The following is a 13876-nucleotide window of genomic DNA, read 5'->3' as shown; positions in this document are numbered from 1 at the left end:
GGCGCAGGTCATCGTGGATGCGCGCGCGCACGACGATGCCATCGAGCCCCGTGCCGCCGCTCCTGCCGACGACCCCGACCGGCGCTCGCTCGATCAGGTGCGCGCCGACGTTCTCGCCGACCTGCTCCTCGCCGGCTCCCCCGCTCTCGACCCGACCGCGCACGGCGATGGGCCGGGCGCGCTCGGCGCGATCCGTGCCCAGGTGCAGGTCGTCGTCTCCGCGCTCACCCTCACCGGCCACGACCACCAGCCCGCCGACCTCATCGGACGCAGCCCCATCGACGCCGACACCGCGCGCACCCTCGCCCGCAACGCCCCGTCGCTGACCCGGCTCCTCACCGATCCGGTGCGCGGAACGGTCATCGCTGTCGACCGCTACCGCCCCACCGGGGACCAGCGCCGCCACCTCCGCGCCCGCGACCAGCACTGCCGCTGGCCCGGATGCCACCGCCCCGCGATCCGCTGCGAGATCGACCACACCGTCGACGCCGCGAAGGGCGGACCCACCGCACTCGGCAACCTCGCCCACCTCTGCCAGCGACATCACTCGACGAAGCAGTTCACCCCCTGGCGCGTGAGACAACGCCCGGGCGGGATCCTCGAATGGACCTCACCCACCGGCCGGGTATACCGCGAAGACGCACCGACCCCGCCGGTCGCAGTCCGATGGACGGCGAAGGCCGACCGGATGCCGACTCCCCCACCGGGCCTCGACCGCGGTGCCGACCCGAGCTCCGGCGTTGCCATCGGCGCGCGAGTGCGCGGTCCCCTCGCGACGGAGCGACCACCGTTCTAGTGCGACACCGCCCGGCCGCGTGGTGCGTCGCACCGCGATGCGTCGTGGGCCGTGCGCCGCGCCGAGCGCTCCGTGTCGCCTCGGCCGGCCCGCGAGATCCCGCGCCCGTGCGCATCCGCTGGCTTGTCCGTTCCCTAGCGCCGCGGTTCACTGGGCGTCGCGACGTCGGCCCTGCGTGCCATCGAGTCGTCGCGCTTTCGGGCCGAGATCGCTACCGTTCTCAATCGCCTGCACTCCAGCCCTCGAGCGCGCGATGCCTCCATTCTTCGATCGCTTGATCCACCGTCCACGATCGCGCGCCGTCTGATTCCCTGCCCCACGCGCCTGGGGATCCTCGACGAGCCGCGTCGCCCGTCTCCCGTAGCCTGGCCGCATGACGGATGCCCCCGCGGACTCGACCGCCCCCTCGGCCGAATCGCCCTGGCCCGTCTCGGTGCTCTCGAGCAAGATCAAGGACTACATCGCCCGCCTCGGCGCGGTCTGGGTCGAGGGCGAGCTGACCCAGTGGAACGTGCGCGGCGGCGCCGTCTACGCGAAGCTCAAAGACCTCGAGCAGGATGCGACGGTCTCGCTGCAGATGTGGGCCAGCACCCGCGCCAAGCTGTCGGAGGACTTCACGCAGGGCGACCGCGTCGTCGCGCTCGTGAAGCCCGACTGGTGGCTGCGCGGCGGCACCCTGACCATGAACGTGCTGCAGCTCAAGCACGTCGGGCTCGGCGATCTGCTCGAGCGGCTGGAGCGCCTGCGCCGTCAGCTGATCGACGAGGGCCTGTTCGACGGGGGCCGCAAGAAGCAGCTGCCGTTCCTGCCGCACTGCATCGGGCTCGTGACCGGCAAGGATTCGGACGCCGAGAAGGACGTGCTGCGCAACGCGCAGCTGCGCTGGCCGAGCGTGAGCTTCCGGGTGCGGCATGCGGCCGTGCAGGGCGACCGTGCGGCGAGCGACGTGGCGGCGCGCATCCGCGAACTGGATGCGGACCCCGAGGTCGACGTCATCATCGTCGCGCGCGGCGGCGGCGACTTCCAGAACCTGCTCGTGTTCAGCGACGAGACGCTCGTGCGCACGGCCGCCGCGGCGCAGACGCCGATCGTCAGTGCGATCGGGCACGAGAACGACCGTCCGCTGCTCGACGAGGTCGCCGATCTGCGGGCCTCGACCCCGACGGATGCGGCGAAGCGGGTCGTGCCCGACGTCACCGAGGAGCTGGCTCGCGTGCAGCAGGCCCGGGGGCGCATCCAGCTGCGGGTGAGCGGACTCGTGAGTCACGAGATCGACCGGCTGACGCAGCTGCGCTCTCGTCCGGTCATGGCCGATCCGGCCTGGCTCGTCGACAGCCGTGCCGAAGAGCTCGTGCGCTGGGTGTCGCGCGGCAGCGAGCTGATGGACCATCGGCTCGAACGCGCCGGCGCCCGCATCGGCGAGCTGACCGGGCACCTGCGCGCGCTCAGCCCGAAGCGCACGCTCGAGCGCGGCTACGCGATCGCGCAGCTTGCCGACGGGCGCGCGCTGCGCTCGATCCAGGATGCGGCGGTCGGCTCCGCCCTGCGGGTCACGGTCGCCGACGGCGCCGTGACGACGACGGTCGACGGGGTCGAGGCGGCGGAGCGCGCCGAGGGCCGCGGGTAGGATCGTGGCCGTGACCGACTCCCCCTCCGACGGCACCCTGATCGACGGGCCCGCGTCTGGCCCGACCGCCGCCGCGAGCCACGCCGACATCGCCGAGCTCAGCTACGAGCAGGCCCGCGACGAGCTCGTGCAGGTCGTGACCCAGCTCGAGCAGGGCGCCGCGACGCTCGAGCAGTCCCTCGCGCTCTGGGAGCGCGGCGAGGCGCTGGCGAAGCGCTGCGAGGAGTGGCTGCTCGGCGCCCGAGCCCGCCTCGATGCCGCCCGCGCGGCCGCCGACGACGCCTCGTGAGCCCCGAACCGCGCATCGTCGCCGAGCTGGGTCGCCCCGAGACCCCGCAGGAGACGGCCGACCGCAAGGCCGAGTCGCGCCGCAGGCACTACGCGAATCAGACGACCTTCAACCTCGTCATCGCCCTCATCGCGTCGCTCGCGATCGTCGCGTTCCTCGTGATCGTGGTCGTGCGCCCCGACCAGAGCTCGCAGCTCGAGCCCGTCGACTACGCCGCCGCCGCCGAGGCCGCGCAGGGCGCGACCGCCGAGCACCTGCTCGTGCCCGAGCCCGGCAAGGGCTGGAGCGCGAACCGCGCCGACTACTCCGCGCCGAAGGGCAAGCCCGAGGTCTGGCGCATCGGCTTCCTCAGCCCCGACGGCCAGTACATCGGCCTGAGCCAGGGCGTCGGCGCCGATGACGGCTGGGTCTCGAACCGGCTCGACGACGCGAACCCGACGAAGAGCGTGACGATCGACGGCATCGTCTGGACGGTCTACGACCGCCGCGACACCGACAACCCGGGCAACCTCGCCTACGCCCTCGCGGCCGAGATCGGCGGCTCGCGCGTCGTGCTCAGCGGCACGGCGACCGACGCCGAGTTCCGCGCCCTCGCCGAGGCCGTCGCCGCCGACGCCGCATCCCGCGACCAGACGCCATCGACCGACTCGACCGACTCGACCGACACGACGGACTCGACCGACACGACGGAGGACCAGGGATGACGACCATCACCCCCCAGCAGGCGTGGACCCAGATGCGCCGCGGCAACGAGAACTTCATCGCCGGAACCCCGGAGCACCCGCACCAGGACGTCGACACGCGCGCGTCGCTCGCCGGCGGCCAGGCTCCGGATGCGGCCCTGTTCGGCTGCGCCGACTCGCGTCTCGCCGCCGAGATCATCTTCGACAAGGGCCTCGGCGACCTCTTCGTGGTGCGCAACGCCGGCCAGGTCGTCTCCGACTCCGTCATCGGCTCGCTCGAGTACGCCGTCGCCGTGCTCGGCGTGCCGCTCATCGTCGTGCTCGGCCACGACGCCTGCGGCGCCGTCAAGGCCGCGATCGACGCCGAGACCAAGAACCCGCCGAACCTGCCGCCGCACATCGCGAGCCTGATCGCCCCCATCCGCCCCTCGGTTCGTCGGGCCCGCGTGATCGGCCAGAACGATCCCGAGACGATCGGCCGCCTGCACCTGCGCGAGACGATCGCCGAGCTGCTCGCCGGATCCGAGCTGATCAGCGACGCGGTCGCCGCCGGTACGCTGGGCATCGTCGGCGCGAACTACCGCCTCTCCGAGGGGCGGGTCGTGCCGGACGCCGCCCTCGGCGTGATCGACGTCGACGCGGACTAGACACCCCCATCTCCGACCGAGGAAGGCCTGCGCGCCCAGTGAGCACCGAAGAGTTCCGGATCGAGCACGACACGATGGGCGAGGTGCGGGTTCCCGCGTCGGCCCTCTACCGGGCGCAGACGCAGCGCGCGGTCGAGAACTTCCCGATCTCGGGCACCGGCCTCGAGGCCGGGCAGATCGTCGCGCTCGCCCGCATCAAGCGCGCCGCCGCGATCGTGAACGCGCAGATCGGCATCCTCGATCAGGGCATCGCCGATGCGATCGCCGCCTCCGCCGACGAGATCGTCGCCGGGCAGCACCACGGTCATTTCCCGGTCGACACCTACCAGACCGGCTCGGGCACCTCGTCGAACATGAACATGAACGAGGTGCTCGCCACGCTCGCGACCGAGAAGCTCGGCTCGCCGGTGCACCCCAACGACCACGTGAACATGTCGCAGTCGTCGAACGACGTCTTCCCGACCTCGGTGCACCTCGCCGTCACGGGCGCGCTCATCCACGACCTCGTCCCCGCGCTCGACCACCTCGCGGTCGCGCTGGAGAAGAAGGCCGAGCTGTGGAAGGACGCCGTCAAGGCGGGCCGCACCCACCTCATGGATGCCACTCCGGTCACGCTCGGCCAGGAGTTCGGCGGCTACGCGCGCCAGATCCGCCTCGGGATCGAGCGCGTGCAGTCGGCGCTCCCCCGCGTCGCCGAGGTGCCGCTCGGCGGCACCGCCACCGGCACCGGCATCAACACGCCCCTCGGCTTCCCGCAGAAGGTCATCGCCGAGCTCGCCGAGAACTCGGGGCTCCCGATCACCGAGGCGCTCGACCATTTCGAGGCGCAGGGCGCGCGCGACGGACTCGTCGACGCCTCCGGCGCGCTGCGCGTCATCGCCGTCTCGCTGACCAAGATCAGCAACGACCTGCGCTGGATGGGCTCGGGCCCGAACACCGGCCTCGGCGAGCTGCACATCCCCGACCTGCAGCCCGGATCGTCGATCATGCCCGGCAAGGTCAACCCGGTCATCCCCGAGGCCGTGATCATGGTCGGCGCCCGCGTCATCGGCAACGACGCGACCATCGCCTGGGCCGGCGCGACCGGCGCATTCGAGCTCAACGTCGCGATCCCGGTCATGGGCACCGCGCTGCTCGAGTCGATCCGCCTGCTGGCGAACTCGACCCGCGTGCTCGCCGACAAGACCATCGACGGCCTCGAGGCCAACCTCGAGCGCGCTCGCGCCCTGGCCGAGTCGTCGCCCTCGATCGTGACGCCGCTCAACAAGCTCATCGGCTACGAGGCCGCGGCGAAGATCGCCAAGCACTCGGTCGCGCAGGGCATGACCGTGCGCGAGGCCGTCGTCGACCTCGGCTTCGTCGAGCGCGGCGAGGTCACCGAGGCGCAGCTCGACGAGGCGCTCGACGTCGCGTCGATGACGCACCCCTGACGCTCTCGTGATTCGGCGCGCCGTCGAGGGGCGCCGAATCAGGCGGCCGCCGTGCGCGCCGCGACCGGCTGCGCGAGCAGCGCCACCACGGCGCTGAGCGCAAACGCGGCGGCATAGGCGACGGGATTGCCGGTGCCGCCGAGCAGGGCGAACAGCAGTCCCGCGATCGCGATCGAGGTCGCGCTGCTCGCCGCGTCGAAGATCGACAGCGCCGCGCTGTTGAAACCCTGGTTGCGCGGGGTCGAGTAGGCGAGGGCGAGCGTCGCCACGCGCGGGAAGACGGTGCCCATGCCGGCACCGGCGACCAGCCACCCGGCGGCGGCGACCACCGGGCCCAGGCCGAGCAGCGCATCCAGCAGCTGCACCGTGATGCCGACCGCGATGAGCGCTGTGCCGACGCGCGCGATCGCCGTCGAGCCGAAACGCTCGCCGACGCGGCCCTGCAGATGCGAGCCCGCCGCCCACGACACAGCGCCGACGGTCAGGATCAGGCCCGAGACCGAGAGCGGCAGGCCGTCGCGCTCGTGCAGCATGAGCGGCATGTAGATCTCGGCGGCGAAGAAGGCCGCCGCGACGAGCCCGCGCAGCAGCACGGTCGCCGGCAGTCCCCGGGCGGCCAGCAGGGTGCGGCGGGGCAGCAGCGGGCGCGCCGCGACTCCGGCGACGATCAGGGCGACGATCGCGACCGGCCAGTCGAACGGGGTCGGGAGCTGCTGCGCCAGCGAGATCGCCAGCACGGCGGCCGCGACCACGAGCGCGAGCACGATCGAGACCAGCGAGCCGGGACCGGTCTGCTCGGCGACGGCGTTGTCCTCCGCCTCGTGGGCCCGCCCGCCCGCGGAGATCTGCCGGATCGCGGGCACCATCAGCGCCGCGGCGCCGAGCACGAGCACGGCGACGCCGAGGAACACCCAGTGCCAGCTGATCTGCTCGGCCACCCAGCCGGCCACGGGCGGACCGACCATCGACGGCAGAACCCAGGCCGCCGCGAAGGCGCCGAAGATGCGCGGATGCAGCGCCGCCGGATACAGGCGGGCCACGACGACGTAGAGGGCGACGTTGATCGCGCCCGAGCCGAAGCCCTGCAGCAGGCGCCCGACGACGAACACCTCCATGAGCGACGCCGAGCCGGCGACGATCAGCCCCACCAGGAAGACCGCGGTCGCCGTGAGCAGCGGCGCGACCGGCCCACGACGATCCGACCAGCGCCCGGCCACCACGACGCCGACGACCGAGGCGGCGAGCGTGCCCGAGAACGCCAGGGCATAGTACGCGTCGCCGTTCAGCTCGGCGGTGACGGCCGGCATGACCGTCGTCACGGCGAGCGCCTCGAAAGCGCCGAGGAAGACGAGTGCGAACGAGCCGATCGTGGTGGCACGGAACTGCGGCGCGAGCAGACTCGCGGGTCGATCGGAGAGCGTCACGGAACTGGCCTTGCGTCGGTGGAGGGTCGTCGGCCGTGCAGGACCGGGCGGCGCACGCCGCAGCCCTCCAGACTAGCCCGCGCGGCGCGGGTCTCAGGCAGGCGAGGTCACCGCGAGCGCGAACTGCAGGGCGAGCGCGACCGCCCATCCCGCCAGCAGGAACGGACCCAGCGGCAGCCGTCGCCCTCGTCCGCCGCGCGCGAGCACGACGACCGCGGCGACTCCGGCGAACAGCGTTCCCAGGATCGGCGCCGCCACGATCACGAGCGGCGTCGGACCCGCGAGCGCCATCGCGATCCCGAGCTTCGCGTCGCCCATCCCGAAGGCGCCGACGAGACCGAGCGCGAGCACGGTCCCGCTGACGGCGGCGACGGGCAGCAGTCCGGGTGCCCACAGCTCGCCGAGCAGCAGGCGCACGCCGGTGACGACCAGGCCGATGGCGATGACGGGGACGGTGAGCCGGTTCGGCAGGCGGTGCACGGTGGCGTCGGTGCGCGCCAGCTCGGCCGCCACCGCAGCGAGCGCGATGGCGGGCACCGCGGCCATGGTCACCCCGGTCGTCGCGACCACCAGCGCGACGAGCACGAGCGTGACCGGCACCTGCCAGACGAGCCGGAGCGGTAGGACGTTCCGCACCGGCGCCGGGCTCGCCGTCTCCGTCATCACCCCGTGAGGCTAGGCGGATGCGCGAGGGCATGCGACGCATTGTCCACAGGCCCGGAAGGCCTCGGCGCCTTCCGGCGCGAGCGCCGACCGCCCTAGCCTGGGGCGATGCAGCTGGCGTTCTCGGGAGACCTCTGGTTCTGGCGCGGCCCGTCGCCGTTCCACTTCGTGACCGTGCCGCCCGCCGAGGCCGCCGCGATCGGCGAGGTCGCCGGCGCCGTCAGCTACGGCTGGGGCATGATCCCGGTCACCGCGCATCTCGACCGCGACGGCCGCACGACCACCTGGGCCACGTCGCTCTGGCCGAAGGACGGCGCCTACATCGTGCCGGTGAAGAAGGTCGTGCAGGATGCGCACGACCTCGACCTGGGCGACGTGCTCGATCTGCGGCTCGACATCGCGACCTGAGTCGGCTGGATCAGGACAGCGCCGCCACAGGACAGCGCCCGCATCCTCGTCGGGTTCTCGGATGCGGGCGCTTCCCTGGTGCGATGGGGCAGTCGTGCGATTCGGGGCGGTGGTGCGGTGTTCCTCTTCGGGGCAGGGTGGCGCCGGAGTCGCGCGCGCCGGCCGGGCTGGGCCTAGGCCAGCTCGTTCGACTCCAGCAGCTCGGTGACCAGGGCGGCGACGGCGGACCGCTCCGACCGGGTCAGGGTCATGTGCGCGAACAGCGGGTGGCCCTTGAGCGTCTCGATGACGCTCGCGACGCCGTCGTGGCGTCCGACCCGCAGGTTGTCGCGCTGGGCGACGTCGTGGGTGAGCACGACGCGCGAGTTCTGGCCGATGCGCGAGAGCACGGTCAGCAGCACGTTCCGCTCGAGCGACTGGGCCTCATCCACGATCACGAAGGCGTCGTGCAGCGAGCGGCCGCGGATGTGCGTGAGCGGCAGCACCTCGAGCAGCCCGCGCTCCATGACCTCTTCGAGAACGTTCTCGCTGACGAGGGCGCCGAGGGTGTCGAACACGGCCTGACCCCAGGGGTTCATCTTCTCCTGGGCGTCGCCGGGCAGGTAGCCGAGCTCCTGGCCGCCGACCGCGTAGAGCGGACGGAACACCATGATCTTGCGGTGCTGCTGCTTCTCGAGCACCGCCTCGAGGCCCGCGCAGAGGGCGAGGGCGCTCTTGCCGGTTCCGGCGCGGCCGCCGAGCGACACGATGCCGATCTCGGGGTCGAGCAGCAGGTCGATCGCCAGGCGCTGCTCGGCGCTGCGGCCGTGCAGGCCGAAGACGTCGCGGTCGCCGCGCACGACGCTCAGCTCGCCCTTGCCGGTCACCCGGCCGAGGGCGCTGCCGCGGTCGGAGCGGATGACGAGGCTCGTGTTGATCGGCAGGTCGGCCACCGCGCGGGTGCTGAGGCGGTCGTCGTCGTAGAGCTGGGCCATCTGCTCGCTCGACAGGTCGATCTCGGCCAGGCCGGTCCACCCGGATTCGGGGGCGAGCTCGGCCCGGTACTCCTCGGCGGCGAGGCCGATCGAGGCGGCCTTGACGCGCAGCGGCAGGTCCTTCGAGACGACGGTCACGTCGAGTCCGTCGCCGGCCAGGTTCAGCGCGACCGCGAGGATGCGCGAGTCGTTGTCGTTGAGCTGCAGCCCCGAGGGGAGCACCGACATGTTCGAGTGGTTCAGCTCGACGCGGATGCTGCCGCCCGCATCCCCCACCGGGATCGGGAAGTCGAGGCGCTCGTGCTCGATGCGCATCTCGTCGAGGATGCGCAGCGCCTGCCGCGCGAAGTAGCCGATCTCGGGATCGTGGCGTTTGGCCTCCAGCTCGGCGATCACCACGACCGGCAGCACGACCGAGTGCTCCGCGAAGCGGAACAGGGCGTGCGGGTCGCTCAGGAGCACGGAGGTGTCGAGCACGTACGTGCGCTCCCCCTGCTTCCTGGTGGTGCGTCGTCGCGTGTCGGCGGCGGCGATGGGCGAGGACTGCAGGGACTTGTCGAGCGCGGGCACTGGCCACTCCTTGCCCGGATGCGTGAGGCATCCGGTTCTCACGTTTCGCAAGCGGCCGGGGCTCGTCGGAGGCGAACTTATGTGGCCGCTCCGATCAGACGCCGTGTCTGATGGGGCCGACGCTATGCCTGCGATCCAGCGCCACGCGCTCCGACACGCCAACGGATGTTACGGGTCGGTGAATTCCTGTCACATGCGTGACAGAGGCTCCGGAATCGAGCCGGGTGGAAGAAGCCGCCGACGTCAGCGCGGCGCGGTCGTCGCGAACGCGGTGAGCGCCGAGGCGAGCATCGTCAGCGTCTCCTCGGAGGTCGAGGCGTGCGGGCTCAGGCGCACTCGTCCGTCGCGCGTCGTCGCCGAGACGCCGTGGTTGTGCAGCGACGCGGTGAGCGTCGTCAGGCGGTCGTCGCCCGGCTCGAGCACGACGATGCCCGCGCGCTCGTCTTCGGCGCGCGGCGAGGCGATCGGCAGGCCGTGCTCGTCGGCGAGGTCGATGATGCGCGAGACGGTCGCGGCGATGCGCTCCTGGATGCGCGCCACCCCGGTCTCGGCGATCTGCTCCAGCGCCGCGGCGAAGCGCGCCTGCGCGACCGGGTCGCCGTTCGACACCTGGAACGCGGCGGCGCTGCGCGAGGGCGGCAGCACCTCGTCCATCGGCTGAGTCGGCGAGTCCGTGCCGGTCCAGCCCGACCAGACCGGCGTGAGCCGCTCGACCGCGCGGTCGCTGAGAGCGAGGAACCCGGTGCCCCAGCCGGCGCGCGGCCACTTCTGCCCGCCCGCCGCGAGCACGTCGGCCAGGTGGAGCGGCGCATCCACGACCCCGAAGCCCTGCGTGGCGTCGACGATGAGCAGGCGGTCGCCGATGACCTGGCGGATGCCGTCGAGGTCGGCGAGGTAACCCGTGCGGTAGTCGACGAGGCTGACGGCGACGGCGGCGACCCGCGGGGTGAGCTGGTCGCGCAGCTCGCCCGGCGTGACGCGGCCGTGATCAGTGCGCAGCCACTGCGGGCTGCCGACCTTGAGCACTTCGCTGGCGCGCTGCGCGGCGAAGGTCAGCGCCGGGAACTCGCCGAGCGAGAGCGCGATGTCGCCGGTGACGCCGAAGGTCGCCTGCATGAGCGCCTGCGTCGTGTTCGGCTGGAAGACGACCTGATCGGGGCGGAAGCCGGTGACGGCGGCGGCGGCGCGCTTCACCCGCTCGTGCTGCCCGTCGACGACGGCGAGCGAGCCGAAGCGCACGTGCTCCAGCACGTGGCGCAGTCCGGCCTCCTCGTCGAGCACGACGCGGCCCACGGGTCCGAAGCGGCCGAAGTCGAGCCAGCCGGGCTCCTCGCCGAAGCTGTCGACGAAGGCCTCGAGCACCGGGTCGATGGCCTCGGCGCGATCGCGCCCGAACAGCGGGCTCACTGCCCGAACCGCCGGTGCCGGCTGGCGTAGTCGCGCAGAGCGCGCAGGAAGTCGACCTCGCGCAGGTCGGGGCCGAGCGCCTCGACGAAGTAGAACTCGCTGTGCGCGCTCTGCCACAGCATGAAGTCGCTGAGCCGCTGCTCGCCGCTCGTGCGGATGATCAGGTCGGGATCGGGCTGACCCTGCGTGTAGAGGTGCTCGCCGATCGTCTCGGGCGTGAGCAGCTCGGCGAGGTCGTCGAGGGTGCCGCCGCCGGCGCCGTGCTTCTCGACGATGCTGCGCATCGCATCCGCGATCTCGCGACGCCCGCCGTAGCCGACCGCGAGGTTCACGTGCAGGCCGTCGTGACCGGCGGTGCGCTGCTCGGCGCCGCGCAGCGCCTCGACGAGCGAGTCGGGCAGGCCGTCGCTCGCACCGACGTGCTGCACGCGCCAGCTCGGCTCGCGCGAGATGTCGTCGGCCAGCTCGGCGATGATCTGCACGAGCTCGTCGAGCTCGGCGCTGTCGCGGCCCTTGAGGTTGTCGGTCGACAGCAGGTAGAGCGTGACGACGCGGATGCCGAGGTCGTCGCACCAGCGCAGGAAGTCGTGCATCTTCGCGGCCCCGGCACGGTGGCCGTGGGCGGCGGTCTCGAGCGCGCGCAGGCGGGCCCAGCGGCGGTTGCCGTCGATGATCATCGCGACGTGGCGGGGAAGCTGGAGCTTCGAGAGCCCGCGACGCAGGCGGGCCTGGTAGAGGCCGTAGAGCAGACCGCTGCCGCCGGTCTCACGCTGCTCGCTCACGCACCAACGCTAGTCCACGGGATCGCACAGTCTTCCTGGACGCGGCGGCCCTAGTATCGGCGCATGGCGGCACCGGCAGACCTCGAACGCGACCACATCCCCCTGGTCGCCGATGCGATCGCGCATCCGCCGTCGTCGACCGACGAGGTGAAGCCGCGCTGGCGCGGCTGGATCCACCTGGCGACGTTCCCGCTGGCGATCGTGCTCGGCATCGTGCTCATGCTGGTGGCCGCGAACACGGCCGCTCGCGCCGCCGCCGCGGTGTTCATGCTCTCGTCGCTGCTGCTGTTCGGCATCAGCGCGACCTACCACCGCATCAACTGGAGCCCGAAGGTCAAGGCGATCTTCCGCCGCCTCGATCACTCGAACATCTTCCTGCTGATCGCGGGCACCTACACGCCGATCGCGGTCTGCTGCCTGCCGACCGCGAAGGCGGTCGTGCTGCTGTCGATCGTGTGGGGCGGCGCGCTGCTGGGCATCGGCTTCCGCATCTTCTGGCTGAGTGCGCCGCGCTGGCTCTACGTGCCGCTGTACCTGGCGCTCGGCTGGGCGGCGATGCTCTACATCGTCGATCTGGTGAACGCGAACGTGGCGACGATGGTGCTCATCCTGATCGGCGGCGCCGCCTACACGACGGGCGCGATCTTCTACGGCACGAAGCGGCCGAACCCGGTGCCCGGGGTGTTCGGCTTCCACGAGATGTTCCACAGCTGCACGGTGATCGCATTCCTGTGCCAATGGGTGGGCATTCTGCTGATCACGATCAACCCGCCGGCCCTGTAGTCCTCGAGAGCACGCTCGGCGCGCTTCGACACCTGCCCGTTCCCGTCAGGGACCGCAGCCCGGACCCGACGGGTTCTGCCGGCAGTCCTTGTCGACGAGCACGGTGCTGGCATCGGCGACGCGGATGCTGAGCGGCGCCTCGGCCGCGATCGTCAGCGTGCCGGTGACCGGCGCCCAGGTCGTCATGCCGTCGACACGGAACTCGGCGCGGTAGACGACCGAGACCGTCGCCGCGAAGGTGCCCTTGGCGGTATAGACGTGGCTGGTCGGCGTGGGTCGAAGGCGCGCAGACCCTGCTTCGCCCAGGTGTTGCCGCCGACGGTCGTCGCCCGCGCCGGCGTGCCGTCGCCGTAGTCGAAGCGGTATCCGGATGCGGTGAACCGCACCTGCGCTGTCGCGCCCAGCAGGGTTCCGTCGACCGTGTGCTGCGGAGCCGACGCGATCACGTTCGTGTCGAGCCCGCGCACGCCCCACCCGTTCGGCTCGGTGCGCGCGGTCGGCTTCTGCGGGATGAACGTGGCGATGTCCGACACCGAGATGACGCCCGCGCCGCCGTCCGACCCGCGGATCGCGTCGCGCAGGCACTCGATGTCGCCGCACGGGGATGCGGTGGTCGCCCCTCCTCCGGCCGCGCCGCCGCCAGCATTAGCGTCGTCTGAGCCTGAGCTTGCGCCACCAGGCGCCGGGGAGCCTGCTCCGGACCCCGGTCGGGTCGCCCCGACGTTCACGCCGCCGTCGAAGGTGCACGCGCCTGTCAGGACTGAATCGGCGTAGCACCCGTCGCCGGCGGCCGATGATGCCGCGGGCGCAACACCGAACGAACTCGCGGCTACGACCGCCGTCAGCAGAAGTTTTCGCCAGACCACGTTTTGCTTTCCGATAGCAGCAGGTGTTCCTTCACGCTGTCGAAGGTCACGACGACCGGAACTCTGCCCGGGCGGTCAGCTGAAACGATGGAGTTCCCACTCTGATCGACCACGTCCGTCTGCGAGACATCAATGCAGACGTACGTGGTCAGTGAATCCGAGACGCTCTGCACTCGCATGGAATCGAAGGTTCGCGACCCGAGCTGTTTGAGTCCCTTCGAAGCGAAGTCCTTTGCGCCTTCTTCATCGCCCTTCAACGCGTTTCCGGTTGCAACTTCACGAAGCCCAGACGGGTCGACCCACCCTGACGCGCCAAGCGCATTGGAGACGTCGAGATACGCCTGGTATGCCTTCTCGGCCGCCTTCAGCGCCTCCTCGCCGGAGGAGAAGAGCGGCGCATCCGAGGGGCTCGGCTTCGGCGTCGGATCTGCTCCCCCGCCGACGCAGCCGGCGAGGAGCAGGGTCGCGCTCGCGGCTGCGACGAACAGCGGAACGCGCGATCGGATCATGCTCCGACGCTAGAGCAC

The 13876-nt window shown here is 71.8% G+C and carries 16 protein-coding genes; 8 read left to right on the top strand and 8 right to left on the bottom strand.

Going from position 1 to position 13876, the window contains the following annotated elements; translation table 11 throughout:
- The 6 genes from FJ658_RS16815 to FJ658_RS07500 form a co-directional block, all read left to right on the top strand.
- Positions 1-796, top strand: a 796-nt coding sequence (locus tag FJ658_RS16815) for an HNH endonuclease signature motif containing protein (protein WP_255447617.1), incomplete at its 5' end; no start/stop codon positions are given.
- 373 nt (positions 797-1169) lie between these two features.
- Positions 1170-2423, top strand: a complete 1254-nt coding sequence (xseA, locus tag FJ658_RS07520) for an exodeoxyribonuclease VII large subunit (protein ID WP_141144734.1) — start codon at positions 1170-1172, stop codon at positions 2421-2423.
- A gap of 40 nt (positions 2424-2463) precedes the next feature.
- Entirely contained in the window at positions 2464-2712 is a 249-nt protein-coding gene (locus FJ658_RS07515; protein WP_141144886.1) for an exodeoxyribonuclease VII small subunit, read from the top strand.
- The gene (locus FJ658_RS07510) at positions 2709-3416 is read left to right on the top strand and encodes a DUF4245 domain-containing protein (RefSeq protein WP_141144733.1); all 708 of its coding nucleotides are present in this window, start codon (positions 2709-2711) and stop codon (positions 3414-3416) included. Before FJ658_RS07515 ends, FJ658_RS07510 begins: the two co-directional genes overlap by 4 nt.
- Positions 3413-4042 (top strand): carbonic anhydrase, encoded by a 630-nt coding sequence (locus tag FJ658_RS07505; protein WP_141144732.1) that lies wholly within the window; start codon positions 3413-3415, stop codon positions 4040-4042. The genes FJ658_RS07510 and FJ658_RS07505 overlap by 4 nt, the downstream gene beginning before the upstream one ends.
- A 38-nt stretch (positions 4043-4080) precedes the next feature.
- Positions 4081-5472: a class II fumarate hydratase gene (locus tag FJ658_RS07500; RefSeq protein WP_141144731.1), complete on the top strand. Its 1392-nt coding sequence runs from the start codon at positions 4081-4083 to the stop codon at positions 5470-5472.
- Positions 5473-5510: 38 nt separating this feature from the next.
- On the opposite strand, the gene FJ658_RS07495 is transcribed toward FJ658_RS07500, so the two are convergent.
- Both FJ658_RS07495 and FJ658_RS07490 read right to left on the bottom strand, forming a co-directional pair.
- The gene (locus FJ658_RS07495) at positions 5511-6896 is read right to left on the bottom strand and encodes an MFS transporter (RefSeq protein WP_141144730.1); all 1386 of its coding nucleotides are present in this window, start codon (positions 6894-6896) and stop codon (positions 5511-5513) included.
- A 93-nt stretch (positions 6897-6989) separates the two neighbouring features.
- Positions 6990-7559, bottom strand: coding sequence for a prepilin peptidase (locus tag FJ658_RS07490; RefSeq protein WP_141144729.1), 570 nt, complete (start codon positions 7557-7559; stop codon positions 6990-6992).
- 108 nt (positions 7560-7667) lie between these two features.
- Between FJ658_RS07490 and FJ658_RS07485 the strand changes: the two genes are divergently transcribed.
- Positions 7668-7967, top strand: coding sequence for a DUF1905 domain-containing protein (locus tag FJ658_RS07485; RefSeq protein ID WP_141144728.1), 300 nt, complete (start codon positions 7668-7670; stop codon positions 7965-7967).
- A gap of 173 nt (positions 7968-8140) precedes the next feature.
- On the opposite strand, the gene FJ658_RS07480 is transcribed toward FJ658_RS07485, so the two are convergent.
- The 3 genes from FJ658_RS07480 to FJ658_RS07470 all read right to left on the bottom strand — a co-directional run bounded on the left by FJ658_RS07480 (position 8141) and on the right by FJ658_RS07470 (position 11700).
- Positions 8141-9475, bottom strand: coding sequence for a PhoH family protein (locus FJ658_RS07480; protein WP_255447634.1), 1335 nt, complete (start codon positions 9473-9475; stop codon positions 8141-8143).
- Positions 9476-9754: 279 nt separating this feature from the next.
- Positions 9755-10918, bottom strand: a complete 1164-nt coding sequence (locus tag FJ658_RS07475; RefSeq protein WP_255447616.1) for an aminotransferase class V-fold PLP-dependent enzyme — start codon at positions 10916-10918, stop codon at positions 9755-9757.
- Positions 10915-11700: an isoprenyl transferase gene (locus tag FJ658_RS07470; RefSeq protein ID WP_141144727.1), complete on the bottom strand. Its 786-nt coding sequence runs from the start codon at positions 11698-11700 to the stop codon at positions 10915-10917. The genes FJ658_RS07475 and FJ658_RS07470 overlap by 4 nt, the downstream gene beginning before the upstream one ends.
- Before the next feature lie 63 nt (positions 11701-11763).
- Here FJ658_RS07470 and FJ658_RS07465 point away from each other — a divergent pair, with 63 nt between their 5' ends.
- Positions 11764-12483: a hemolysin III family protein gene (locus tag FJ658_RS07465; protein WP_141144726.1), complete on the top strand. Its 720-nt coding sequence runs from the start codon at positions 11764-11766 to the stop codon at positions 12481-12483.
- Positions 12484-12528: 45 nt separating this feature from the next.
- Here the strand turns inward: FJ658_RS07465 and FJ658_RS16095 are convergent, their stop codons facing one another.
- The 3 genes from FJ658_RS16095 to FJ658_RS07455 form a co-directional block, all read right to left on the bottom strand.
- Positions 12529-12669, bottom strand: coding sequence for a hypothetical protein (locus FJ658_RS16095; RefSeq protein WP_181408371.1), 141 nt, complete (start codon positions 12667-12669; stop codon positions 12529-12531).
- On the bottom strand, positions 12666-13016 hold the full coding sequence (locus FJ658_RS07460) for a hypothetical protein (protein WP_141144725.1): 351 nt from the start codon (positions 13014-13016) through the stop codon (positions 12666-12668). Before FJ658_RS07460 ends, FJ658_RS16095 begins: the two co-directional genes overlap by 4 nt.
- Before the next feature lie 308 nt (positions 13017-13324).
- Positions 13325-13858 carry a hypothetical protein gene (locus FJ658_RS07455; protein ID WP_141144724.1) on the bottom strand — a complete coding sequence of 178 codons (534 nt, stop codon included), beginning with the start codon at positions 13856-13858 and terminating at the stop codon, positions 13325-13327.
- Positions 13859-13876: the final 18 nt, after the last annotated feature.

Origin of the sequence: Schumannella sp. 10F1B-5-1 (assembly GCF_006517535.1) — a bacterium.
Taxonomy (GTDB): Bacteria; Actinomycetota; Actinomycetes; order Actinomycetales; family Microbacteriaceae; genus Schumannella.
This window is presented reverse-complemented; position numbering and strand designations above follow the sequence as displayed.

Excerpts from the sequence above, each read along its gene's own strand:
- FJ658_RS07455 (WP_141144724.1), bottom strand. The coding sequence starts at position 13,858 with ATGATCCGATCGCGCGTTCCGCTGTTCGTCGCAGCCGCGAGCGCGACC.
- FJ658_RS07485 (WP_141144728.1), top strand. The coding sequence starts at position 7,668 with ATGCAGCTGGCGTTCTCGGGAGACCTCTGGTTCTGGCGCGGCCCGTCG.
- FJ658_RS07505 (WP_141144732.1), top strand. The coding sequence starts at position 3,413 with ATGACGACCATCACCCCCCAGCAGGCGTGGACCCAGATGCGCCGCGGC.
- FJ658_RS07465 (WP_141144726.1), top strand. The coding sequence starts at position 11,764 with ATGGCGGCACCGGCAGACCTCGAACGCGACCACATCCCCCTGGTCGCC.
- xseA (WP_141144734.1), top strand. The coding sequence starts at position 1,170 with ATGACGGATGCCCCCGCGGACTCGACCGCCCCCTCGGCCGAATCGCCC.
- FJ658_RS07490 (WP_141144729.1), bottom strand. The coding sequence starts at position 7,559 with ATGACGGAGACGGCGAGCCCGGCGCCGGTGCGGAACGTCCTACCGCTC.
- FJ658_RS16095 (WP_181408371.1), bottom strand. The coding sequence starts at position 12,669 with ATGACGACCTGGGCGCCGGTCACCGGCACGCTGACGATCGCGGCCGAG.